Here is a 21,875-nt window from a genome sequence, read left to right as displayed (position 1 = left end):
CCCGACAAAAAACTCCCTCCAGAATCAAATGCAGGAAGGTTGCCTCCCGGATTTTAAATGGGGAAATGGAAATATTCAATTAAGCTCCTCTCCCGCGGATCTCCAGGAAAACAGAACTCTTAAAGTGCAAGCCAGTCTCTTTGACTGGTGGTGGTTATTGCGGGTTTTAATAATCGTTTTTTCCACATTAATAGCCTCCTCGCTTTTATGGGCATATACTCCTGAAGACTCTTATTTGATTATATTTTCAGGCCTTGTTAAGTTCGTTCTGCCTATAATATTTCTTCTTAATCGCCCCGATGCTGTCACAGTAACACCTGGGGAAATCAGAATCAAAAAGCCTCTACGTAAGCCTATTGTGATTGAAAAAGAGGATATCATTCAAATCTCGACAACGAAAAATTATAATCATTCATTACGATGGCTATCCCGTTTGTTTTGTGTAGTTTTAATACCAATCTACTTTATAGAAGGGATGCCAAGGAACTCGCAATATATTGAATATGTTGAATATATTGAAGGATTACTTTCAAACTATGTTGATCTTAGTCTATTTCTGGGACATATTGCAACAGTAACAATTCTACTTGTGGCATTTTACAATGGCGAACTCTTAACGCCTTATCAGTGGGCCCTTAAAGTTACTACTCACTCAAAACTGGAAATTACGTTTTTTACTAATAAACCTGAAGAGCTTACAAGTTTCCTCAAAAACGAAAGGGATCAAAATGAAATAAAAACGTTTTGAAGGCTTATGAAATGATTTTGGTAAAATATTTTAGAAAATTGATGGGATGGTGCCCTATGGAGGATTCTATCCAAAAAGAAAGGAAGGGAGGCGGCTGTTATAGTTTTGGACTGGAAAAGCTGGGCCAACCAGTACATTCTCCTGCAAGTATGCAAGAAGGTGAGGTTCTGAAAGGACGGGGCCTGTATAGAGGCTACGGAATTGGAAAAATTATCGGTACATCGTTAGTAATCAGTTTAATTTTGGGATTATATAGTCCTGCAGGCTCTTTTTTCGATCTCTGTTCTTCCTTAATCCCCTATCTGGCTTTTTTGGCTTTTATTCTTTATAATCATACTACTGTGTTGTTGACTCCTGAAAAAATAATTATTCGCCGGCATCTGTTCAGATCCCTCGTGTTAAGGAAAGAGAATATCGTGACGAACACTATATCAAAGAACAAAGGCCGTTCCCTGCGTTGGCCACTGCGTTTGTTAGCCCTTGCTACCCTTGCAATTCAACTGCCTCATATCGTAGAAAATATAACCAGAGATTTGCAGATGGAAGCAGCTCCAGCTTTCATAAAACTAAGCTCAGTCATGGTAGATTTCTGGATAGTTGCATATGTCCTTGTTATTTATTTTTATATCTTCGAACTCACAGTGCCTTATCAACAGATTCTTAAAATTACTACACGATCAAACTTAAGTTTGGAATTCTACACTGAAGAACCTGAAGACATTATGGCGACCTTAAAAAATAAGAGTAAGTAGAAAATTGAAAACAAAAAAGAAATCGAAAGACTATCCTGAAATTGAAATTCCCTGAAGCCGAAACCACTGAAGAAATCACAAACAAACTTATTACTTTAAACTTTTAATAAGATTCTGAAAGTACTTTTCGTCCACTATCTTCTGGGTATTGAGCATACGCTTAAACTCATCAACACTTTTTTCCCCACCTTTCCCCTCAAGTTTGTCTTTTAATTCCATTGAAACCCGCATAAGCCCAGTTGCTTCTTCGTAGAGGGCTTCAGCCTCTGCTTTTGTAAGCTCTTCGGTCTCTATTAATTCTTCGTCTACTTTTGATTTTTCATTCAATTTTGGGATAAGAGCTCTGATTTCGGCAGTTTTATCTGTATCCAGTGATTCTTTTTCGCTCAGTTCTCGAACCATGTCCCTGAGTTTGTACTCACGCCCATCAATCTCTACGCTTTCAGGGATTTTCTTTCCTGTCCAGGCAAAATCACTCCTTAGGCTCCAGAGGAGCTTATTGCGCTCTTGAGTACTTATATATTCGTCATCTGCCTCTTCCGTATCATTATCTCTTTTTATCATGAGCAATTTCCCCTGAAGATAATAGCAGTTAAAACTGCAAAATTATATTCAAATAGATAATATTCGAACTACACTGAACTAATATCCTGTGAATTAATTACCGATCACTTCAGTCCTGTAAGAGAACCTCAAGATAAAAACGAAAATTGATTTTTAGCTCACAGAAAGTCATATATTTGCAGCAGATTTTCATTTACAGCAAATTTTCATTTACAGCAAATTTTCGGCTATATTTTCTGAAATTACGTGCTCGCAGTAAAGACAGCGTAGAGTTACCCCTTCTTCTTCGGACTGAAGCACGGAAAATTTTGATTTTATGGGTTCACTGCTATTAGAAACACAGTTTGGATTGGTACAGCGTACAACACCTTCAACATAAGAAGGAAGCACAACCTTATTTTTCTGAACCACTTCAAAATCCCTTATAATATTGATAGTGGCTTTCGGAGATATAAGAGCAATCCTGTTAAGCTCTTCGACGCTGAGTTCCTTACCTTCAATCTTCACAACGTCTTTTATGCCTGCTGCACCGGGTGCATTCATAACGAAACTGATAGTAGCTCGAAAAGCACTGGAAATCCCGAGTATACGCAGAACATTCAAAGCCTGCCCAGCCTTTATATGGTCAATCACCGTTCCATTTTCAATTGCCTGAATCTTCAGGTCTCTTTTTTCCTTCATTCAATCACTCCCGTGGCAAGAGCGAGAAGTGCCATCCGCGTAGGGACCCCATAAAAAGCCTGCTCGAAATAACATGCATAAGGTGTTGAATCCACTTCAGGAGAGATTTCGTTGACCCGTGGGAGAGGATGAAGAATCTTAAGGTTAGGATCTGCGTTTTTCAGCAGGTCACCTGTAACCCTCAACCTGTTTTTGACCTTTTCATATTCTTCGGGATCAGGGAAACGTTCCCTTTGAACCCTTGTCATATAAAGAACTTCAACATCTCCAATTATTTCTTCAAGAGAAGTTGTCTCTCTGATTCTGATCTTATTCTTTTGAAGATCCCTGATTATCTCCTGGGGCATCCTGAGTTCAGGAGGCGAAACTAAAGTTATTTCGGCTCCGTAAAGAGATAGGGCATGACATAGGGAATGAACTGTTCTTCCATACTTCAGGTCTCCTGCCATAGCGATCTTCAGACCTTCTAGATGGCTTTCCCTGCGAATAGTATAGAGGTCAAGGAAAGTTTGCGTAGGGTGGTGTAGAGAGCCGTCTCCACCATTGATAATAGGAACACTTGCAAATTCCGCAGCCATTCGTGCTGACCCATCAAGAGGATGACGCAACACTATAAGATCTGCATACTTACTGATTACGCGGATAGTATCGGCAAGATTTTCTCCTTTCATTACTGAACTTGCCTCCACAGAACCCAGGTTAAGAACCTGCCCTCCAAGCCTCTGCGCAGCGGCCTCAAAAGACAGCCTTGTCCTCGTGCTTGGTTCAAAAAAAAGAAGAGCTATTATTTTTCCATCCAGCAACCGGGACCTCTCTTCACCTCTGGCTACAGGTTCAAGTTTTTCTGCCGTATCCAGAACGTAATCGATTTCTTTCCGCGAAAAGTCCTTCATAGAAATGACGTTTCTGTTCTTAAATGACATCCTGTTTTCATAAAGTGGTTCCCAGAGATATAACCTTTGCTCCAGAAATTTCTAAGAGTATTGAAGGAAATTAAATCCTGTATTGTATCTTAGTGCTAACGTATTACTTTCAATGTTAACACGTTACTTTAAGTGTTAATGTATTACTTTTAATGCTGAGATGTTACTTTCAGTGCTAACATATCACTTACAATGCTAACACATCATTTAGACACTTACATCATTTAGACACTTACATCATTTAGACACTGTTTTTATGAATTCAAGCCAGAGTTTTGCGTCTCTAACCCTCTGATTAGCGAACTGTTCCTGAAAACGTTTCGTATTTTGCTTGAAGATTCCGCTCTCGATCTCCTGTAAATTTGTGATTGCACGCAATAAGCCTGCAGTCTCATGATAGAGATTTCTTGATTCTTCCGAAGTAAGGGAATTCTCTTCAAGCTCTTTTTCATCTTTCATTTCCTTTGCTGAAAGAATTTCAATGCATTTATCTATCCTGGATTTCTCAGATTCACTGAGTTCCTCTTTTTGAACCAGTTCCCATATATAGTTGTGAAGAGGATAAGTTTCTCCCTCAAGCTCAACATAATCCGGGATACGCTGACCTACCCAGAAAAGGCGAGAATGCAGAGCCGAAAGTAACTGCTTGCGTTCCTCATCTGTGATATAATTTTCAGAATCATTCTTTTCGGATATTCCAAGGTTCTTTTCCATTGTCTTCCCCCAGTAAATATTATAGCATTAATCAAATTCCTACGACAACTGGATAATATTCATTTTTTATAACTGGCTAATATTTATTCTTTACCTGTGAATGTCAGATATAAACAACACCGTGAACACAAAAACAGTCGCAAATAAAAAGAAATATAGGTAATGAAAAACTCACATATAAAAATTAGATAATTTAAGTCAGAATAAAAGGATAAATTTAAGAGAATTAAATTAAAAGAATCGATATAAAACCCGGAAGTCCGAAAGAATAGATCCGGAGTAAAACAGGATAAAAACATACAGGACAGCTGATATAGAAATATTTGAAAATTTCAGCTTTTCCTATTTCCCGCTTGAGGTGATACTATAGTTCCCATAATTCAGGTTGCACTTGATCTTCTGGAATTGGATCGTGCGGTAGAGATTGCAAAAGAGGCAATAGCAGGAGGTGCGGACTGGATCGAAATTGGAACCCCTCTGATCAAAAGTGAGGGAATGGACGCAATCCGCACTATGAGGAAAGCTTTTCCAGACCGGACGATTCTGGCAGACATGAAAACTGTAGATACAGGCGCTATAGAAGTTGAGATGGCAGCAAAAGCTGGAGCTGATGTCGTTATTGTGCTAGGGAGTGCAGATGATTCTACGTTACTTGATGCACTCCGTTCATCCCATAAATATGGAGTCAGGTTAATGGCAGACCTCATTTCGGCTCCTGACCCTGTAAAAAGAGTAATTGAACTTGAGTCTCTGGGCGTAGACTATGTTAATGTACACATAGGTATAGACCAGCAGATGATGGGAAAAGACCCCATATCGCTTCTCAGGGAAATTTCACAGAGAGTCAACGTACAGCTTGCAGTCGCTGGTGGGCTCGATGCAAATAGTGCAGTGCAGGCTGTTAAGGCCGGGGCAAAAGTTGTAATCGTCGGAGGGAATATCACCCATTCTGACAACGTAACCGAAGCTGCAAGAAAAATCAGGCAGAGTGTGGACTCCCCAGAAGCTGTAGAAATCTGCAGTGTCAGCACTGTAGACCAGGAAATCAGAGAAATTCTTAAGGAAGTATCCACTTCAAACATTTCTGATGCCATGCACCGGAAAGGCGCAATGAAAGGCATTCATCCTCTGGTAAGAGGAAAAATGGTAGGAACCGCAGTTACCGTGCAGACTTTTCCCGGAGACTGGGCAAAGCCCGTGGAAGCAATTGATATTGCAAAAGAAGGAGACGTAATCGTTATTTACAACGAAAATAAGGATGTTGCCTGCTGGGGAGGGCTTGCAACCTGGAGCGCCTTGAACAAGGGAATTGCAGGCTTGGTAATAGAGGGTGCTGTCAGGGATATTGACGAAGTCGAAAACCTGGGACTTCCGATTTATACAAGCAATACCGTACCTAACGCCGGAGATCCTAAAGGTTTTGGAGAAATCAACGCTGAAATTACCTGCGGTGGCCAGACCGTGAAGCCAGGAGATTATATAGTGGGCGATGAAAGCGGTGTTGTGGTAATTCCAGCAGAAAGGGCATACGAGCTGGCAAGAAGAGCAAAAGAAGTTTACAAAACCGAAAAAAGACTCTTCGATGAAATCAAGAGAGGCGGGACGCTGTCTGAGATTATGAATCTAAAGAAATGGGAAAAACGTTGAATGCCCCCATTTTCAGGACTCAGGCCAAAAACAAGAAAACACAAATGAGAATTAAAAAAGTGAAAATTAAAAAAAGTGATAATTAAAAAACAGCGAGAATTAAAAAAAGTGGGATTAAAAAACAGCGAGAATTAAAAAGTAGTGAGAATTGAAAAACAGTGAAAATTAAAAAGGTCAGAAAATCATAAAAATCAAAGAAGAACAGCGAAATTTGCAGAAAAGGGTTTTACTTACCATCTTCAGGCTGGGAAAAGCAGATTCTGGACAGAAGGAGAGCTCTGACAAATTTCATTTCTTCTTCCTGGCAGTTCTCACCCAACCTTGCCCGAAGCAGAGAGTTTAGCTCAACTTCTAAGCTTTCCAGGGAAGCTTTGATCTGTTGTTGTCTTTTGGGAGGTAAGAGTCCTCCAATATTTCTTACATTTCCAGAAAGAGTGAGCTGTTCAAGTTGCCTGAAAACGGCTCTGATACTCATACCCTGGATGTCAGCAATCTCATCGATTCCAAACCCCTGCGTAAAAAGAGAGAAAGTTCTTTGCAGAGAATCCGTTTCAAAAGAACCGGAGATAGAAGGATCTGCTCTGGTGGCGTTTACAACCTCTAATTCAGGCGATATCTCTGCAGTATCTATTTCCCTGAAGCCGCCTGCCGAAGAATTCCGCTCTGACCAGTCCTGAATGCTCGTATCCAGATACCTTGTCTTTTTTGTTGATAAGTTGCAAGTTTCCAAACTGTTGATTTTGTCAGTTTCGGGGTCGGACATATTAGTCCCGAACATCTCGACCTCAACTTTGGGATTTTCATCATTCTGAGCATTCTGAGCAGTTTCTTTTGAGGTTATTCCCTCTTGTTCAGGGTCTTTACAGGTAGCCTCTAATTTTTCAACAGGTGTTTCAATCGATTTTTCAACAGGTGTTTCAATAGATTTTTCAACAGGTGTTTTAATAGATTTCTCAACAGGTGTTTCAGCAGATTCTTCAACAGGTTTTTCAATAGATTTTTCAGCAGGTTTTTCAGCGGGTACTAAACTGTAATCTGTGCAGTAGTTTTCGATTTCCTTGAGAAAAACATCCCCGTATTTTCTTAATTTATGTTCTCCAACCCCTGTAATAGAATGAAACTCCTCAGAAGTTTGCGGGAATCTTGTAGCCATTTCCTTAAGGGAAGTGTCAGAAAAAATAATGTAGGGAGGAAGATTTTTCTGTAGAGCAATTTCCTTTCTCAGAGCTCTTAACCGTTCAAAAAGAATAGGATCAGGCTCTTTCCCGGAGATTATAGCTTTTTTCGCCTCTGAAGCTTTGAGGATGTCAGAAGCAACTGAAAATTTATCTGAAAAAGTTTCTTCCTCAGAGAAACTTAGATCGTCGGCTTTTTTGCCTTTTGTACCAGTTACCGTAGAAGGCATGAAACTTTCTTCAGCCTCAGGAGCAAAACCTTCGGGGCAGACAAGCTCTACTTGTTCCAGCCCTTTCAGTATTTTTCTGCTCATGGCATTAAGCTTCAATACAGGATACTTTGTCCCACTTACGTCCAGAAGACCGGTATTTATCATTTCGGAAGCTAATGATTTCCATTGTTCTTTTGTGAACTCCAGGCCACTGCCATGACTTTTCAACCTTTCATGACGGTTTTGCCTGATCTTTTTATTCTTTGAACCTGTGAGGACATCAATAACATAGTTAGTGCCAAAGCGCTGGTTCAGTTCCTGGACGCAGGTTATCAATTTTTTTGCAGCTTCAGTCCCATCAAAGGTATCTTTAGGAGTAAGGCAGCAGTCACAATTCCCGCAGGGTTCTGGGAGCTCTTCACCAAAGTACTCCATCAAAGTCTGGCGCCTGCACTTATTTACCTCGCAATAAGCTACCATTTGCCTTAACTGCACCAGAGAAATGTCCTTCTCCTTTTCATTTGTCTTCTGTGAGATAAAGTACTCAATCTTGAACCGGTCTCCTCTGCTGAAAAAAAGGATACATTCGCATGGGCTTCCGTCCCTTCCTCCTCTGCCGGTCTCCTGATAGTAGCTCTCAAGATTTCTGGGAAGATCATAGTGTATTACAAAACGTACATTGGACTTATCAATCCCCATCCCAAAAGCGATTGTAGCTACTATGATGTCCACGTCATCTTTAATGAACATCTCCTGGTTTCGGTTCCTCTCGGAGTCTGAAAGCCCTGCATGGTAGGGAAGGGCCCTGAAACCTGCAATGTTCAGTTTTTTTGTAAGTGCTTCGACGCTATTTCGGCTCTGGCAATAGATGATACCCGCTTCACCTCTATGCCTGCGCAGGTAGTCAGTAATCTCGGAAAAAGTTTCTTTTTTTGGCCTGACCTCATAGTAAAGGTTTTTCCGGTTGAAACTGGCCACATACGGACCTTTTTCCGGAGGAAGATGAAGATTGAGTTGCGATATGATATCTTCTCGGACCCTTTCTGTGGCTGTTGCCGTAAGCGCAATAATTGGGATATCAGGAAAGCCTGTTTTAGGATCTCTCAAAAGTTTCAATTTTCTGTACTCAGGCCGAAAATCATGGCCCCACTCGGAAATACAGTGAGCTTCGTCAATCGCAAAAAGACTGACCTTTCCTTTCTTTAAAAAAGCAAGGGTCCCTGGCATCATAAGCCTTTCAGGAGCAACGTAAAGAACTTTTAACCGGTTTTCGAGAAAAGCCGTCTTTACATCACGGTTTTCTCTGGCGCTCTGGGTACTGTTCATGCAGGCTGCGGCAATCCCGTTTGCTTCAAGTCCATCAACCTGGTCTTTCATCAGAGAGATAAGAGGAGAAACAACAACAGTAACTCCTTCCATGAGAAGGGCAGGCAACTGGTAGCACATCGACTTGCCCCCGCCGGTAGGCATGAGCACGAAAACGTCTTTCCTTTCCAGAACATCCCTGATAATTGCCTCCTGCAACGGGCGAAAGGAAGTGTATCCGAAATACTGGTGAAGGGTTGAATGCATTCTGGCGGACAGGGAAGGCATTGGCTCAAGCTCACGTTTACTTGCCTTCAAGAAATCATACTCAGTGCTCGTTTTCGAATCCCCCTGACCTGTAGAATCAATGTCACGCCAGAATATAAACCCCAGAAGATCCAGGGAAGTCAAAGTGTGGATATGCTCTCATGCACAGACATATCCTCAATATTTCAATTTTTATAATAGACTTATTCTATGTTTATGAAAACTATTCCTCTATAGTAAATTATTCCCGTGTAGTGAGGAATTAGACATCAGTAATATCAGTATAAAATGTGTCAGGTATGGAATCCTGATGTTGTGGTGTTTTACGCTCATCATATTTAAGTTGCAGGTGTGCGGGGTGAAAGTACTCGGGTGTATTAGCTGTAAGCTATGGACATACATCAGAGGTATCTCAAGATAGTAAAATTCAAAAAAGGATATAGAAAGGAAAATTAAATTACCAAATTAGGAAAAAATTTTGAAAAGAAAATCACATCACCAAATTAGGAAAAGTCGGAAAAGGATTGAAAAGTGGTAATAAGCAAGTGGTTTACTGGTTTCTAGCGTCAGCATTATTAATGTTTGATCTTAGGTAAAGATAGGAAGATAAGGAGTGCGGCTACACCCAGGTACTTCTTATCTTCCTCTTAAGATAATCCCTTAACCAACAAGCTATGTTTTCAGTTTTCCGCAGTTTCTATTCATGGCACACTTTTCCTTATTCCAAAAATTTCGCCCGCTTCAGTCTACAAATCCCTTGTCTTTTACCACCCATTCCAGAGTGTCAGCTATTTTTTTCTGTGACTCCGCCAGGCTTTCCAGGGACTTTGCAATTCTTTCAAGCGTATCGACAAGCTCATAGTTCTCACTACCCATTCCTATCACCAATTCCTCTCTGGATTTTAATAGGAATATTTTTGGAAAAGCTTCGTATATAATTCTAATTTTTAATTTTCTAGAGGGGGTAGACGTAAATTTCTGCCTATGTAGAATACTTGCTTTCGTATCAAGCTTAATTTTCCATAAAGTCTTCAGGAAATTGATTTCGACTCCATTTGAAGTTATCTTACCAGCCAGTAAGTTACTGGCTAATAAGATCTAAAACAAAATCATAACTGGGAATTAAAAAACTAATTTCCCGTTTATAGCTGCTAGACAAAGAGAATACATTTAAATTTTATTTCGTTTCAGTAGAAGTAAAATATTTTTATTTATCTGCAAACTTCTTTTATGATACCTTTAAATATCAAAAACCCCATGCACAAACTCATATATCACACTAAAATAGTCAAATTCAGATAATTCTAATAAGTCTTTACTGATCACGATCATTTTTTCAAAGGATTTTCAGTTCAGCATCATTTAAGGAGCATTTCAATGGTAAAACCCGAGAAATTCATTCCAAAAGCAGTTGAGAAAATTAGCAAGGAAATAAAGGATGGGAGAGCAATTATTGCACTCTCAGGCGGCGTGGACAGTTCTGTTTGTGCGGAACTGGCTCACAGGGCAATAGGGGGCAGGCTGCAACCAATCTACATTGACACAGGGCTCATGAGAAAAGGAGAAACCGAGAGGATAAAGCATATTTTCTCCCACATGAACCTGGATATTGTATATGCAAAGGACAGGTTCCTTGCAGCCCTGAAAGGCATAACTGACCCTGAAGAGAAAAGGAAGGCTATAGGCGAGACATTCATCCGGGTCTTTGAAGAAGAGGCAAGGAAACTTGAAGCCGATTATCTTATCCAGGGCACAATTTACCCTGACAGGATCGAGTCAGAAGGCGGAATCAAATCCCACCACAATGTTGGAGGGCTGCCCAGCGTAATGGACTTCAAGAAGATAATAGAACCTATCGAGGACCTTTACAAAGATGAGGTTCGAGAAGTTGCCTGGGCTCTCAAGCTGCCTGACGAAATCTGTGAAAGGATGCCTTTCCCCGGACCTGGCCTGGCTGTGCGGATTCTTGGAGAAGTTACAGAGGAGAAACTTGAGGTTGTACGGGAAGCGAACTCTATAGTTGAAGAAGAACTTCTTGACAGGTTCTGTCCCTGGCAGACTTTTGCTGCTGTACTTGGCAAGGGAACAGGCGTAAAAGGAGATATCCGGGCTTACGGCTGGATAATAGCTGTAAGGGCTGTAGGCTCCAGAGACGGAATGACTGCAGAAGCGCTCGAACTTCCCTGGGATGTACTCAAAAAGCTGGAATCAAGAATTACCTCTGAAATCCCGAAAGTAGCCAGAGTGGTTTATGATATCACACCAAAACCGCCTGCAACTATTGAGTTTGAGTGAAGCACAGGCCACTTAAATGGAATTAGAGTTACAGAGTATAAAAGTAAAAGTACAGAATATAAGGAATGAATAATGAAGCTGGCTCTCAGCTTCAAATCTTTTTTATAATATGAAGCAAGCCACAAAGCGAGTTTTTACGCCCATGACACTGAATAAAGCAGTAATGGAAATCCGACAGCGGATTAAAGTTAGACCTTCTCCTACCAATGAACCTGCAGCAAGCTGGACAGGAGTAGACCTGGTAAATGAAACTCAGGTAAAGACTTTGACTGTGATCTTCAAGAGCGCCGGGTGCCGCTGGGGAAAAGCCGGAGGGTGTACTATGTGCGGTTATGTCTATGACTGCGCAAGTGAACCCCCAACTCTGGAGGATTACAAGGCCCAGCTTGCAAGAGCAATGAAGAAAGCTGAAAAATTCCCTGAGTTTATGGTAAAAATTTTCACCTCAGGCAGTTTTCTTGACGAGCAGGAGGTTCCTCCTGAGGCAAGAGATGCAATCCTCAAAACTCTTGCAGACGATCCCAGAGTAGTCAAGGTACTTGCGGAAACCCGCCCTAACTTCGTAACTGAAGAGAATGTTAAGGAATGTCTCAATATTCTGAAAAATAAGCCATTTGAACTGGCTTTCGGATTGGAGACTAGCTCGGACAGAATCCGCAGGGACTCTATTAATAAAGGTTTTACCTTCAGGGATTTTGTCCGTGCCTCAGAAATATCAAGGAAAAATGGGGCAACTGTTAAAGCCTACCTGATGCTAAAACCTCTTTTTCTTTCCGAACGCCAGGCCCTTGAGGACATTATCGGTTCCATAGATGATGCGGCTCCTTACGCTGACACAATTTCGATCAACCTCTGCAATGTCCAGAAAGGCACCCTTGTTGAAGCGCTCTGGGAAAAAGGACAATATCGCCCTCCCTGGCTCTGGAGTATTGTAGAAATCCTGAAAAGGGCAAAAGCCGCTCATCCAGACCTTCCTCTTATGTCCGATCCGGTAGGTGCAGGCTCAAAACGCGGTCCTCACAATTGTAAAATCTGCAGCTCGGATGTTGCAGACTCTCTAAGGACTTTTTCACTTACCCAGAATCCAGAAGACCTCAGCAAAACAGACTGCGAATGCAAAGAACTCTGGAGAAAAGTCCTGGAACTTGAAGACTTTACCTACGGAGCACCTATTTTAGATTAAAAACCGTAAAAAATTCATTTTTACTGAATTTTTTTATTTGAACTGAATGGGAATATTGTACCTGGCCATCATGAGAAGGTCGGCATACTTCCCATCCTTTATTATTGCATATTTTTTTGTCCCTTCGATCTCAAAACCAAAAGACCGGTAAAGACTGATAGCTTTTTCATTGTCTGCAGTAACATCAAGCTCGATTCTTACCAGCATAAGCCAGTTATCTGCAAGGTCAAGAATGTTTTCCATCAACTTTTTCCCGATACCCTGCCCCTGATATTCAGTCCTTACCATAATTCCAAGGAAGGCGGAATGTCTCTGCCTGACACCCTTCAGAAGATGTATCCCTACCATTCCAATAACTTTTCCTTCGGATTCGGATACCAGTACATGGTCGTCACCTCCCATACTCCTCAGGAATCCTTCCGTAAACTCAATAGTTTCGGTAGGAAGGGCAAGGGTATGTGCCCTGACCTCTTTTTGCCTTCGCATCTCATTGATGTCCTGAGAATCACTTAACCTGACAGGCCTGATGATTAGATTCATAAATACCTCTAAACTCTTTTATCAAGATTAATCAAAAACTAGAGGTATTTATAAGCTGCCGGGTCGTTTATAATTAATCTTTTGGCTTTTTGAACTTGTAGACCATGGTTCCGACTCCGCGATCAGTAAAGAGTTCAAGAAGCATGGAGTGAGAAACACTTCCGTTTATTATATGAGCCCTTTCAACCCCGTTTTTTACTGCGACTGCTGCGCCTTTGAGTTTTGGGATCATACCACCCTGTATAATGCCTTCAGCGATAAGGTGATCAATATCATCCAGAGTTACACGGGAGATATGGCTACCGGGATCATTTACATCTCTAAGTAGCCCTGAGACATCAGTCATCAGAATAAGCTTTTTAGCATGCAAAGCTGCTGCAATATCGCCTGCCACTATATCGGCATTAATATTCAGGGCATTGCCTTTCGCATCCACAGCAATAGGAGAAATGACAGGAATATAACCGTTTTGAAGTACTATATGGAGAATATCAGGATTAATTACCTCACACTCCCCAACCCAGCCAATATCAACTTCAGTCTCAATACCGTTAATCACTACCTTCTTTACAGCCTGCTTATGGCCAAGGATCATTCTTCCATCGTATCCAGTAAGCCCAATACCATTTCCTCCGCAAACCCCGATAAGAGATACAATTTTGGTATTGATATTTCCGACAAGCACCATCCTGGCAATTTCCATTGTCTCGTCATCTGTAATACGTAATCCCTGGAAAAACTCAGCTTTCTTGCCCATACGCTCCATTTTTTCAGTAATCTCAGGCCCGCCCCCGTGTACAATAACGGGTTTGATTCCCACATAGCGCAGGAGCACAACATCTTTTATGATATCCTCCATGATCTGGGCGCTAACCATTGCATTTCCGCCCACTTTTATAACCATGATTGAGTCATAGAACTCCTGCATATAAGGCAGGGCTTCAATAAGCACGTTCTCTCTCTTTAGTTCCATGATGTAGGAATCAGAAAATCTATTTTTAAACTTATCGTTAAAGACTCTGGTGATAGTTAGAAACAACATGCAAAAAAATAAGAGTAAGAGAATTAATTTTGAGAAAGCAGTGGAAATGAAAGCAGTGGAAATGAAAGCAGTGGAAATGAAAGCAGTGGAAATGAAAGCAGTGGAAATGAAAGCAGTGGAAATGAAAGCAGTGGAAATGAAGGCAGTGGAAATGAAAACATTGGAAATAAGCCAGCCCGGATAGTATAAAAAATTAAAGACCAGTCCAGGCTAATTCCTTATCTATATTAAAGAAAAAGAAAGAACCCTATTTTCAGGGTATATGAGAGAAATTATTTTTATCAGATTTATTCGATTTATCCGATTTATTCGATTTTTTCTATTTTTTCTTTCTTGACAAAGGGCTTGCTGATTTTCTCAGGCATCCAGTCAGGCCTATTTTTAGGCGCTTCAACCATTTCCTTCCATGCCTTGAAAACGTGCACCTTCTTTGTCCCGCGTTCTCTGAGTCGGATGACATCCGGATTGGATTTAGTCCCAGCGCCCCGATTTGCAGCTTTCAAGGCAGCCTGTCGAGGCTGTTTTCCTGTGAAAACGCCGTGTTCATTGCCTTCTTCGTCTCGTAAAACAAAATTTCTTGTGTTGGACATAAAGGTCACCTCGCAAATGTATTGCTAGACACTGATTACGTTTTAAAGTATATAAAATCTTTCTTCAGGATGTTGCCTGTAGTTATTGGTTTATCAAAAATTCACCTCAATTTGCGAGGAATATATAAACTAAATTTTTCAATATTGTTGGCAAAATGGGAAATATTTAAATAATTATATCTTGTTAGAAATGCAGTCCAAAATATGTTTTAGGAAATCAGTTTTGGGCAATTAAGAAATTTGAGTTTATTGTATATATTCGAAAACCCCTGAAAGCACAAACTTTACATGCTATTACTCCTTATGATCATTATATTTTTCCAAATGGAATAAAATTGCATGTTTATCAAGATTCATTTTACAAAATTAAACATTCATCTTTTTATGGATCTGGTTAATTATGGAACATTGCACTTTCAACCTCCCGGACGTCCAGGCCAGCAAACCAAGCATAGCTATAAACCTTACCCGAGTAGGGGTAACAAATGTTAAAAAACTCGTTGAAATCAAGCGAAAAGACAAACGTCCTATCGTACTTATTTCAACTTTTGACGTTTTTGTTGACCTGCCCTCGGACCGAAAAGGAGCAAATCTCTCAAGGAACTTCGAAGCTGTAGATGAGGTACTGGAAAAAATACTCAGTATGCCCGTATACGAAATTGAGCAGCTTTGCAGTGATATCGCACACAACTTGCTTGGCAGACATGAATACGCCAACCAGGCCGAAGTTAGGATGACAAGCGAATATATGATCAGACGTGCGTCCCCTGCCACCGGAATCAAGTGCCAGGAAGTTGTAAATATCTTTGCTGAAGCATCAGCTATAAGGGGCCAGGGCAATGATGACTATTTTGATGTAAAGAAGCTAATAGGCGCCGAAGTTGTAGGAATGACAGCCTGCCCCTGTGCTCAGGAGATTATGCGAGATAAAGCCGCAAATGAGCTTTCTGAACTTGGAGTCGATAAAGATACGATTATAAAATTCCTGGAAAAAGTTCCCATGGCTACCCATAACCAGCGTGGAAGAGGAATTATATCAATCAAGGTAGCACATGATTTTGACGTCTCCCTCGAAAGCATCATCAGCATTATTGATCACTCTATGAGTTCCAGCGTGTATGAGGTATTGAAACGCTCAGACGAAAAAGTCGTTGTGGAAACTGCACATATGAACCCGAAATTTGTGGAAGACTGTGTAAGAACCATGGCCGACAATGTAGTAAAAGAGTTTCCGAACCTTCCTGATAATGCAGTAATTACTATTAAGCAAACCAATGAGGAAAGCATTCACAGGCACAATGCTTATGCCGAAAGAGTTGCCCTGATGGGAGATCTAAGGTCGGAAATTAATCACAGTTAAAAATAAGAGAATACAAAATAGACCCGTCCTATACCTTGAACCCCGGAAGTCTCTGGAAAAAGCTCTGATCCCCAGAGGCCCTCAAAAGTTCAATCCAAAACAATTTCCACAAAGTTTTTGATAAAACTTTTTTCGAAAACGTTTTTGATGAGATTCTTGTAACGATTCAGCTTGCCGGAATCTATCGATCGATATCGATTTTGATGAAATCGGCATGTCTGAATTCTAACTAATGATAGTTGAAAAAAACGTAATCAATAGCCAACAATCAAATAAAATACATTTTCTGAAATTTGCCAATTGAATTCTGTTAAATCAGGCTAATGATGTTGTTTTTCCTAGGCTGAATAGTTACAGATTTTTTTTGAAAAAGTTTTTGATGAGATTTTTTTCTTAGAAGGATTTACAGAGTTACCCCAGAGTTTAACCCACATAAACTTTATTAGAGGGCCTGGACAACCTATAAGCAGAAAATTAAAACAAAGGACTTTTGGGCCTGAAATACCAGCGTCCTGGAAGCCTTCGAGGTAAGATCATGGCTGATGCTGAAGTAATCACAGCAGTAGGGCGAAATAAAAAACCCATTAAAGCGGGAGATACCGTCAAATACGTAAACAGTGATACGGTCAGCCGCGTAACTCAAATCAAAAAGGATGAGCAGGGAAAGGTATGGGTTCTGCTCGAAAGTACAGAGCTATGGTACAGGGAAGAAACCCTGGAACTAACTGAGCTTAAAGCTAAAGAAAAGAAAGAAGAAAGAGAATTCACAGCCGAGGAACTGGAAGAAAGATTCAGAAAAGAGAGAGAAACAATGCAAGCCTTCGACCTTGGAAAAGCCGGTGGTGGAGGAGCAGGAGGTTAATTCCTCTTGCTGCATTTAAAAACCTTCTCTTTTAATATTTCGAGTTTTTCCACATTTTAAATATTTTTCATATTTTTAGCATTTTAAGGTCATTTGGCCTGTAATTTTAAGGTAATTTATCCTGGATTTGAGGTTATTTTTCCTGTAGTTTTAAGGCCATTTGTCCTTCAATTTTAAGGTCATTTATTCTGTAGTTTTACCCTCTGTGCAAGAATACATTTTCCACCGTGCCTGCCGCCTAGAGGGTTTTGCGGCGAGCCAAGAGAATTCATACACCGAGCCATTACGGCTGCCCCCCTGGCAAGTCCATCGTCTACGAAGACTACTCTCTCATCGATTTTCGAAGAAATATTCAGATCTTCCAGGCATTTCAGGATCAATTTAGGTTTGTTCCCCGTAATCCCTGCCCTGCCAGTGATCCCTATAGTTGTATCCTCAAAAACAAGCTTTGCTTCTTTTGCAACCTTAATCAACCTGCAAACCACGCCTGCCATAACCTCATCAATAACAGCAGAAACAACCTGAAGTCCGTGAGTCTTGCAGATTTCCATGCCTATAGCACTAAGCTTGCCCATATCGGAGCCGTTTACTCCTACATCGCAACCTATAAGTGTTACACCTATCTGTTCAGCTGCATCAGGCCTTACAGGCACGCTTCCGTACCTCGTTCTGTCCCGTGGAACCTGTTCTATAACAATAAGTTCATGAATACGCTTTGTATACGTTTCAATCGCTTTAGCCTTCATTTTTAAAGTAAGGAAAGAAGGCGGTTTCTCTTTTTCAAAAACTTCGAGAGCAGTTCCTACTTTTGAGTCCACAATCTTCGAACCCCGAATAATTGCGTCAGGAATTGCCCCGGCATAGCCACAGAAGTTACCCACTGTTTTTGCATACGGTTGATCCGAATTTGTGACCCTGCCATCAAGGGTTGTCCCAAAATCGATTGAAATACAGGGGTTCCTGAAATCAACATCGGTAAGTTTGGATGCTTCCTTAATCCCCGCGGTTGCAAGCTCCCCTTCCATCTCATTTGCAACGATTTCAACGCCAGTTGAACCTATCGGAGGTAGTACGCCGGCTACAGCCCCATCAAAAATTACTTTTTCCAGTTTACTGTATTTCTGGAATTTTTTGGGGATATTTGAAATAGACATTGGTGGGGTCATGTTTTTCGGGGGAACTCCTGCCATCAGGCAGCCATCTGCCAGAGCCTTGATAAATTCGCCCACTTCTTCCGGAGAATCGAAACCTGCAACAACTCCAGTGGAACGAACCACAAAGTCCAGATCGGTTTTTATATCCAGACTTGCTTTTTCCATTGATTCGGTCAGGGTTCCACGTACCAGTTCTGCAACGGATTCACGAGTGAGCTCCACACCGGTAAGGGTCCTCCCGAATACAACTTCTCCGGGACTAGGGCGGCGGACATCTCTGGTCATCCGCACTACCTTATTAATAATATGAGTCCTTCCAGTCTCCATATTGGTAGCTGTAAGGATACATTTGGTTGTGGTGTTTCCAACCTCTACGGAAGCTACAATAAAGAAAGGTTTTGACTTAAGGTCAATCAAACGAACCTGAGGGGATTCTGTAATTCTGGGTTTCAGAGCCATTTTTAATTCCTTCCTAAAAACCTGTGCATAAACTCGAATTAGTACAAAGTACAAGTCATTGTGCGAACTTAATCTAAAAACAATACCGACTTATTTGAAGATTATTCAGACCTAATTGAAGTCAGTCAGGATAAATTTATGTTTTTAATATTTAGAAAGCCAGTATTTGAACTCAGATTAATCGGGAAAAGTAGTACTTCTCTAACTTTACAAAAAGACCAACAGGAGTGGATTATCAAAGGTTTAAAGATGGTATTCATCAAAACCTATAATAACTTTTGCTAAGTACTGTAAATTAATAATATTATTATATCGGGAGCGCGGAAGGTTACGAATACCCTGCATTCAGGTGCGGGACGAAGTGAATCCTCGCCTCTTTTTGTTTTCGTTTAAACTTCTTTACCATCGTTTCTTTGTAAAATGAGCTTTCCTGGCACTTCCAGTTACAGAGTTGAGAATGCAACTTTATCTTATGGAAATCTCATACATGGGCATTACACAATTTTTCAGAAACCAGGCGAAAGGCACGAAGCATCCTTTAGGTGAGATTGCAGCACGCAATTTGATTTTATAATATTTTTAGGACACTATTCCGTAATCTGGCGATTTCTCATTTATTTCTTCCACAAAATTCCACTTTATATACAAATTACCCATACAGAAACATTTTCACGGTATATTTTGCTAAAATTGATATTGTTGCACTGCCAACCCGTAATTTAGATCTAAAAAATAGTTCATTTATCTACAAACACTGTTTGACAAATTCCTCTGGCATTAGAGTGCGTTTTATGGTTTCTTCAATTGATAAGCCTTGACTCAAGAACCTTTTTACTACGCTTTCCATAGGTTCGCCAACCTCAACAATGTGCATATCAGGATCGTAGAATCTGATAACTCGCTGTCCCCAGGGCTGTTCTTTCAAACCGTGTACATATTCAATGGAACCCACATCTTTCAGCTTTTGAAGAAAACTATCCAAATCGTCTTCTTCAAAATACAATTCACAATTGTTTGACTTTTGAACTATGTCGTTCTTACTTATGCTTATTAAATCTGAAAAATGTGATTTCAAGTGTATAGCAAAGCCGCCTTCAAATGATACATTCTCACCGAAATCGCACTGTACCTTTTGATTAAGGACGTTTTCGTAAAAGCTTCTGGAAGCCCCTATATCATTTACAACAATAAGCGGGCATATAAATTTCATTTTATTTTCTCCTTTTGTAAATAATATGATACCTCTTCTATTGTATTCTCTTGTACTGAGTTCTCTTAAAGTTCATTCTCTTCTGGTAAGTCCCCTTCTAGTTTATTCTCCTCCGTTCCAAAAATTACGTTGGTAATTGTAAATTACTTTAGACATTATAAATTATAGCCTAATAGACTGAAAGTGTTATATGAAGTTTCAGGTAAAAGTGCCAAAAAATTCGAACTATATTGTTGAAACTTAAAATTTGTAAAGACTTCTAAAAAGACTTCTAAACCACCCACAAAAAGCTCTCAGAAAAACCCAAAAGGGAGAAAAAAGGAGAAAAAAGAAGAGAAAGAAAAAAATAATCTTCAGACAGATAGCGAATTTAAGAGATAAATGAAAATGGCAGTAATATTATCAGTTAAAAACTTAAATAAAAGACACAGTATATGTTTTAAGAATTGTAGAAATTAAAAAGGTAGAAATTAAAAAGTTGCTTGCTTTGCAAGCAACTACACTGATCCTGAATCTGTGCTTTATTCTAAAAGAACATTTACCGTTTTCTGTATTCCCTGCATTTTTGCACGAATTTTTCCACCGGAAAGGTAGCAGGGTGAGAATGCATATAGCCTGCCAGGGTGTTATGCTCGACAAGGCCATCAAAACCGTCCTGTATACCTTTTCCGCGCAGCATTTCATATGCAAACTTTGCATCGCGATCACATTCAGTGACAGAGTAGTGGAATTCGTGACCTCTGATATTGTGAGAAGAGAAGGTTTTGTCCAGAGGGCGAGCTTCAGTATATCCCAGGGCTTTAAGCCGATTTGTCATGCGTGTGTTTGCAGGCACGACATCTGCGAGTTTATATGTCCTGTTATCGATTTCATATGTCCCGCAGAGGTAAAGAAGGCCACCGCATTCTGCATAGATAGGCAAACCGTCAGCTGCAAGGCCTTTAAGTTTTCGGGTAGTTTCTGACTTTTCAAGGGTTTCTGCGTAAAGTTCAGGGTAGCCGCCTCCAAGGTAAATTCCGTCTACATCCGGAAGTTCTCCTTCCATAGGACTGAAAAATTCGACTTCAGCTCCGCAATCCCTGAACGCGTCGAACATATCCTGGTAATAGAAGCAGAAAGCCGGGTCCATAGCAATTCCTATCCTGAGATCCGCTTCAGGCCCAGTGATATTTCTGATCTCCGGGACCGAAATAGGCTCAGAAAGTTCGATCACTGCGTCAAGGTCAACATTTTCCTCAATAAAAGCCGCCATTTCCTCAGTATTGTAGTCCTTTTCATGAGCCATGTACAGCCCGAGATGTCTGGAGGGAACCTCGATATCTTTCCTTCTTGGAATCATACCTACAATAGGAATGTTACCCGGAAGTGAATTTCTTACGAGTTCCGCATGCCTTTGGCTGCCTACCTGATTCAGGATAACGCCTACAACCCTTACTTCAGGATCGAACTCAGAATACCCTTTAAGGAGAGCAGCGGTACTCCTGGACATCCCATGCACATTGATTACCAGAATTACCGGGAGATTAAGGGTTTTTGCTATATGTGCGGAACTTGCAATTTCTGTAGAATCAATTCCATCAAAGAGCCCCATAACTCCTTCTACTACCACAATATCCGCATCTGCAGAAGTTCGGGCCACAGTCTGCCCGACTCCGTCAGTGCCCATTATGTATGTGTCCAGGTTCCTTGAAGGACGCCCGCAAATTGCAGTGTGATGAGAAGGATCGATATAGTCAGGCCCTACCTTGTAAGGCTGAACCTTTAGCTGCCTGTGTTTAAGGGCAGCCATGATACCCATGGAGACTGTCGTTTTTCCGACCCCACTATGGGTTCCTGCAATAAGTATTCCTTTTGTCATCTGCTGGATATTGTTGCCGTTAAAATATATTAAAGCTATCAATCCGGCTGTTTTCAGCACTTTATGATCGCGTCCAAAAAAAGAATGAAAAAATTTTGAAAAATTCAATATATAATAAAAATGTTATAATGTTAGTAATAAGTGCGATTAAACAGAAAGAACAACAGCAAAATTTAATAAAATTAATTAATATTTAAGTTCGCAACTTTATAAACAAGCATTAAAAGTAAATAAAGCATTATAAAGCTTTAAATTTGTTTTTATCGCCTTATTAGAGGTTATGAAGTATTAGAAACATTCTAATGAATATTATATAACGTATTTAATGTAAGTA

The 21,875-nt window shown here is 40.5% G+C and carries 20 protein-coding genes; 8 read left to right on the top strand and 12 right to left on the bottom strand.

From position 1 onward, the window contains the following. Window positions 1–28 precede the first annotated feature (28 nt). Together MSKOL_RS00610 and MSKOL_RS00605 are read left to right on the top strand one after the other, a co-directional pair. The gene (locus MSKOL_RS00610) at window positions 29–748 is read left to right on the top strand and encodes a DUF1673 family protein (RefSeq protein WP_231592588.1); all 720 of its coding nucleotides are present in this window, start codon (window positions 29–31) and stop codon (window positions 746–748) included. An 11-nt stretch (window positions 749–759) separates the two neighbouring features. Further along, on the top strand, window positions 760–1,500 hold the full coding sequence (locus tag MSKOL_RS00605) for a DUF1673 family protein (protein WP_156150920.1): 741 nt from the start codon (window positions 760–762) through the stop codon (window positions 1,498–1,500). 90 nt (window positions 1,501–1,590) lie between these two features. Here the strand turns inward: MSKOL_RS00605 and MSKOL_RS00600 are convergent, their stop codons facing one another. The 4 genes from MSKOL_RS00600 to MSKOL_RS00585 all read right to left on the bottom strand — a co-directional run bounded on the left by MSKOL_RS00600 (window position 1,591) and on the right by MSKOL_RS00585 (window position 4,382). Then, window positions 1,591–2,064 carry a DUF5788 family protein gene (locus MSKOL_RS00600; RefSeq protein WP_048153238.1) on the bottom strand — a complete coding sequence of 158 codons (474 nt, stop codon included), beginning with the start codon at window positions 2,062–2,064 and terminating at the stop codon, window positions 1,591–1,593. 210 nt (window positions 2,065–2,274) lie between these two features. Beyond that, window positions 2,275–2,745, bottom strand: a complete 471-nt coding sequence (gene pyrI / locus MSKOL_RS00595; RefSeq protein ID WP_048116730.1) for an aspartate carbamoyltransferase regulatory subunit — start codon at window positions 2,743–2,745, stop codon at window positions 2,275–2,277. Beyond that, entirely contained in the window at window positions 2,742–3,668 is a 927-nt protein-coding gene (pyrB, locus tag MSKOL_RS00590; RefSeq protein ID WP_048116728.1) for an aspartate carbamoyltransferase, read from the bottom strand. Before pyrB ends, pyrI begins: the two co-directional genes overlap by 4 nt. A gap of 237 nt (window positions 3,669–3,905) precedes the next feature. Then, window positions 3,906–4,382: a DUF5788 family protein gene (locus tag MSKOL_RS00585; RefSeq protein WP_048153237.1), complete on the bottom strand. Its 477-nt coding sequence runs from the start codon at window positions 4,380–4,382 to the stop codon at window positions 3,906–3,908. A gap of 366 nt (window positions 4,383–4,748) precedes the next feature. Here MSKOL_RS00585 and hxlA point away from each other — a divergent pair, with 366 nt between their 5' ends. Further along, window positions 4,749–6,029, top strand: coding sequence for a 3-hexulose-6-phosphate synthase (hxlA, locus tag MSKOL_RS00580; RefSeq protein ID WP_156150919.1), 1,281 nt, complete (start codon window positions 4,749–4,751; stop codon window positions 6,027–6,029). 226 nt (window positions 6,030–6,255) lie between these two features. Here hxlA and recQ read toward each other — a convergent pair whose 3' ends face one another. Beyond that, complete coding sequence (recQ, locus tag MSKOL_RS00575; RefSeq protein WP_052725612.1) at window positions 6,256–9,009, bottom strand: DNA helicase RecQ; 2,754 nt, start codon at window positions 9,007–9,009, stop codon at window positions 6,256–6,258. Between the two features lie 720 nt (window positions 9,010–9,729). Beyond that, on the bottom strand, window positions 9,730–9,864 hold the full coding sequence (locus MSKOL_RS21260; RefSeq protein ID WP_255351952.1) for a hypothetical protein: 135 nt from the start codon (window positions 9,862–9,864) through the stop codon (window positions 9,730–9,732). Window positions 9,865–10,365: 501 nt separating this feature from the next. Between MSKOL_RS21260 and guaA the strand changes: the two genes are divergently transcribed. Both guaA and MSKOL_RS00565 read left to right on the top strand, forming a co-directional pair. Beyond that, complete coding sequence (guaA, locus tag MSKOL_RS00570; protein ID WP_048116722.1) at window positions 10,366–11,283, top strand: glutamine-hydrolyzing GMP synthase; 918 nt, start codon at window positions 10,366–10,368, stop codon at window positions 11,281–11,283. A gap of 142 nt (window positions 11,284–11,425) precedes the next feature. After that, entirely contained in the window at window positions 11,426–12,466 is a 1,041-nt protein-coding gene (locus tag MSKOL_RS00565) for an archaeosine biosynthesis radical SAM protein RaSEA (RefSeq protein WP_048116720.1), read from the top strand. A 33-nt stretch (window positions 12,467–12,499) separates the two neighbouring features. On the opposite strand, the gene MSKOL_RS00560 is transcribed toward MSKOL_RS00565, so the two are convergent. Together MSKOL_RS00560 and argB are read right to left on the bottom strand one after the other, a co-directional pair. Then, window positions 12,500–13,006 carry a GNAT family N-acetyltransferase gene (locus tag MSKOL_RS00560; RefSeq protein WP_048153235.1) on the bottom strand — a complete coding sequence of 169 codons (507 nt, stop codon included), beginning with the start codon at window positions 13,004–13,006 and terminating at the stop codon, window positions 12,500–12,502. 73 nt (window positions 13,007–13,079) lie between these two features. Next, window positions 13,080–13,979, bottom strand: coding sequence for an acetylglutamate kinase (gene argB, locus MSKOL_RS00555; RefSeq protein ID WP_048153234.1), 900 nt, complete (start codon window positions 13,977–13,979; stop codon window positions 13,080–13,082). A gap of 49 nt (window positions 13,980–14,028) precedes the next feature. On the opposite strand from argB, the gene MSKOL_RS00550 reads away from it, so the two are divergent. Further along, window positions 14,029–14,232, top strand: a complete 204-nt coding sequence (locus tag MSKOL_RS00550) for a hypothetical protein (RefSeq protein WP_156150918.1) — start codon at window positions 14,029–14,031, stop codon at window positions 14,230–14,232. A gap of 121 nt (window positions 14,233–14,353) precedes the next feature. Here MSKOL_RS00550 and MSKOL_RS00545 read toward each other — a convergent pair whose 3' ends face one another. Then, window positions 14,354–14,638, bottom strand: a complete 285-nt coding sequence (locus tag MSKOL_RS00545; protein WP_048116710.1) for a non-histone chromosomal MC1 family protein — start codon at window positions 14,636–14,638, stop codon at window positions 14,354–14,356. A gap of 400 nt (window positions 14,639–15,038) precedes the next feature. Between MSKOL_RS00545 and mptA the strand changes: the two genes are divergently transcribed. After that, window positions 15,039–15,998, top strand: coding sequence for a GTP cyclohydrolase MptA (gene mptA, locus MSKOL_RS00540; protein WP_048116709.1), 960 nt, complete (start codon window positions 15,039–15,041; stop codon window positions 15,996–15,998). Window positions 15,999–16,533: 535 nt separating this feature from the next. Continuing rightward, window positions 16,534–16,860, top strand: coding sequence for a DUF2098 domain-containing protein (locus MSKOL_RS00535; protein WP_048123454.1), 327 nt, complete (start codon window positions 16,534–16,536; stop codon window positions 16,858–16,860). 179 nt (window positions 16,861–17,039) lie between these two features. Here MSKOL_RS00535 and MSKOL_RS00530 read toward each other — a convergent pair whose 3' ends face one another. The 3 genes from MSKOL_RS00530 to MSKOL_RS00520 all read right to left on the bottom strand — a co-directional run bounded on the left by MSKOL_RS00530 (window position 17,040) and on the right by MSKOL_RS00520 (window position 21,541). After that, entirely contained in the window at window positions 17,040–18,473 is a 1,434-nt protein-coding gene (locus MSKOL_RS00530; protein ID WP_048153232.1) for a methanogenesis marker 14 protein, read from the bottom strand. Between the two features lie 745 nt (window positions 18,474–19,218). Beyond that, window positions 19,219–19,683, bottom strand: a complete 465-nt coding sequence (locus MSKOL_RS00525; protein ID WP_048153231.1) for a glyoxalase/bleomycin resistance/dioxygenase family protein — start codon at window positions 19,681–19,683, stop codon at window positions 19,219–19,221. A gap of 538 nt (window positions 19,684–20,221) precedes the next feature. Next, a complete protein-coding gene (locus MSKOL_RS00520) occupies window positions 20,222–21,541 on the bottom strand; it encodes a cobyrinate a,c-diamide synthase (protein ID WP_048158058.1) in 1,320 nt (439 codons plus the stop codon). Window positions 21,542–21,875 lie beyond the last annotated feature (334 nt).

Origin of the sequence: Methanosarcina sp. Kolksee, from assembly GCF_000969945.1 — an archaeon.
GTDB classification, from domain to species: Archaea; Halobacteriota; Methanosarcinia; order Methanosarcinales; family Methanosarcinaceae; genus Methanosarcina; species Methanosarcina vacuolata.
The sequence above is the reverse complement of the archived record's forward strand: the minus strand, read 5'-3'. Positions and strand labels throughout refer to the sequence as shown.

What these genes read in the sequence shown, in the direction of transcription:
- MSKOL_RS00610 (WP_231592588.1), top strand. Translation starts at nt 29, where the DNA reads ATGCAGGAAGGTTGCCTCCCGGATTTTAAATGGGGAAATGGAAATATT.
- MSKOL_RS00605 (WP_156150920.1), top strand. Translation starts at nt 760, where the DNA reads ATGATTTTGGTAAAATATTTTAGAAAATTGATGGGATGGTGCCCTATG.
- MSKOL_RS00600 (WP_048153238.1), bottom strand. Translation starts at nt 2,064, where the DNA reads ATGATAAAAAGAGATAATGATACGGAAGAGGCAGATGACGAATATATA.
- pyrI (WP_048116730.1), bottom strand. Translation starts at nt 2,745, where the DNA reads ATGAAGGAAAAAAGAGACCTGAAGATTCAGGCAATTGAAAATGGAACG.
- pyrB (WP_048116728.1), bottom strand. Translation starts at nt 3,668, where the DNA reads ATGTCATTTAAGAACAGAAACGTCATTTCTATGAAGGACTTTTCGCGG.
- MSKOL_RS00585 (WP_048153237.1), bottom strand. Translation starts at nt 4,382, where the DNA reads ATGGAAAAGAACCTTGGAATATCCGAAAAGAATGATTCTGAAAATTAT.
- recQ (WP_052725612.1), bottom strand. Translation starts at nt 9,009, where the DNA reads ATGCCTTCCCTGTCCGCCAGAATGCATTCAACCCTTCACCAGTATTTC.
- MSKOL_RS21260 (WP_255351952.1), bottom strand. Translation starts at nt 9,864, where the DNA reads ATGGGTAGTGAGAACTATGAGCTTGTCGATACGCTTGAAAGAATTGCA.
- guaA (WP_048116722.1), top strand. Translation starts at nt 10,366, where the DNA reads ATGGTAAAACCCGAGAAATTCATTCCAAAAGCAGTTGAGAAAATTAGC.
- MSKOL_RS00565 (WP_048116720.1), top strand. Translation starts at nt 11,426, where the DNA reads ATGACACTGAATAAAGCAGTAATGGAAATCCGACAGCGGATTAAAGTT.
- MSKOL_RS00560 (WP_048153235.1), bottom strand. Translation starts at nt 13,006, where the DNA reads ATGAATCTAATCATCAGGCCTGTCAGGTTAAGTGATTCTCAGGACATC.
- argB (WP_048153234.1), bottom strand. Translation starts at nt 13,979, where the DNA reads ATGGAACTAAAGAGAGAGAACGTGCTTATTGAAGCCCTGCCTTATATG.
- MSKOL_RS00545 (WP_048116710.1), bottom strand. Translation starts at nt 14,638, where the DNA reads ATGTCCAACACAAGAAATTTTGTTTTACGAGACGAAGAAGGCAATGAA.
- mptA (WP_048116709.1), top strand. Translation starts at nt 15,039, where the DNA reads ATGGAACATTGCACTTTCAACCTCCCGGACGTCCAGGCCAGCAAACCA.
- MSKOL_RS00535 (WP_048123454.1), top strand. Translation starts at nt 16,534, where the DNA reads ATGGCTGATGCTGAAGTAATCACAGCAGTAGGGCGAAATAAAAAACCC.
- MSKOL_RS00530 (WP_048153232.1), bottom strand. Translation starts at nt 18,473, where the DNA reads ATGGCTCTGAAACCCAGAATTACAGAATCCCCTCAGGTTCGTTTGATT.
- MSKOL_RS00525 (WP_048153231.1), bottom strand. Translation starts at nt 19,683, where the DNA reads ATGAAATTTATATGCCCGCTTATTGTTGTAAATGATATAGGGGCTTCC.
- MSKOL_RS00520 (WP_048158058.1), bottom strand. Translation starts at nt 21,541, where the DNA reads ATGACAAAAGGAATACTTATTGCAGGAACCCATAGTGGGGTCGGAAAA.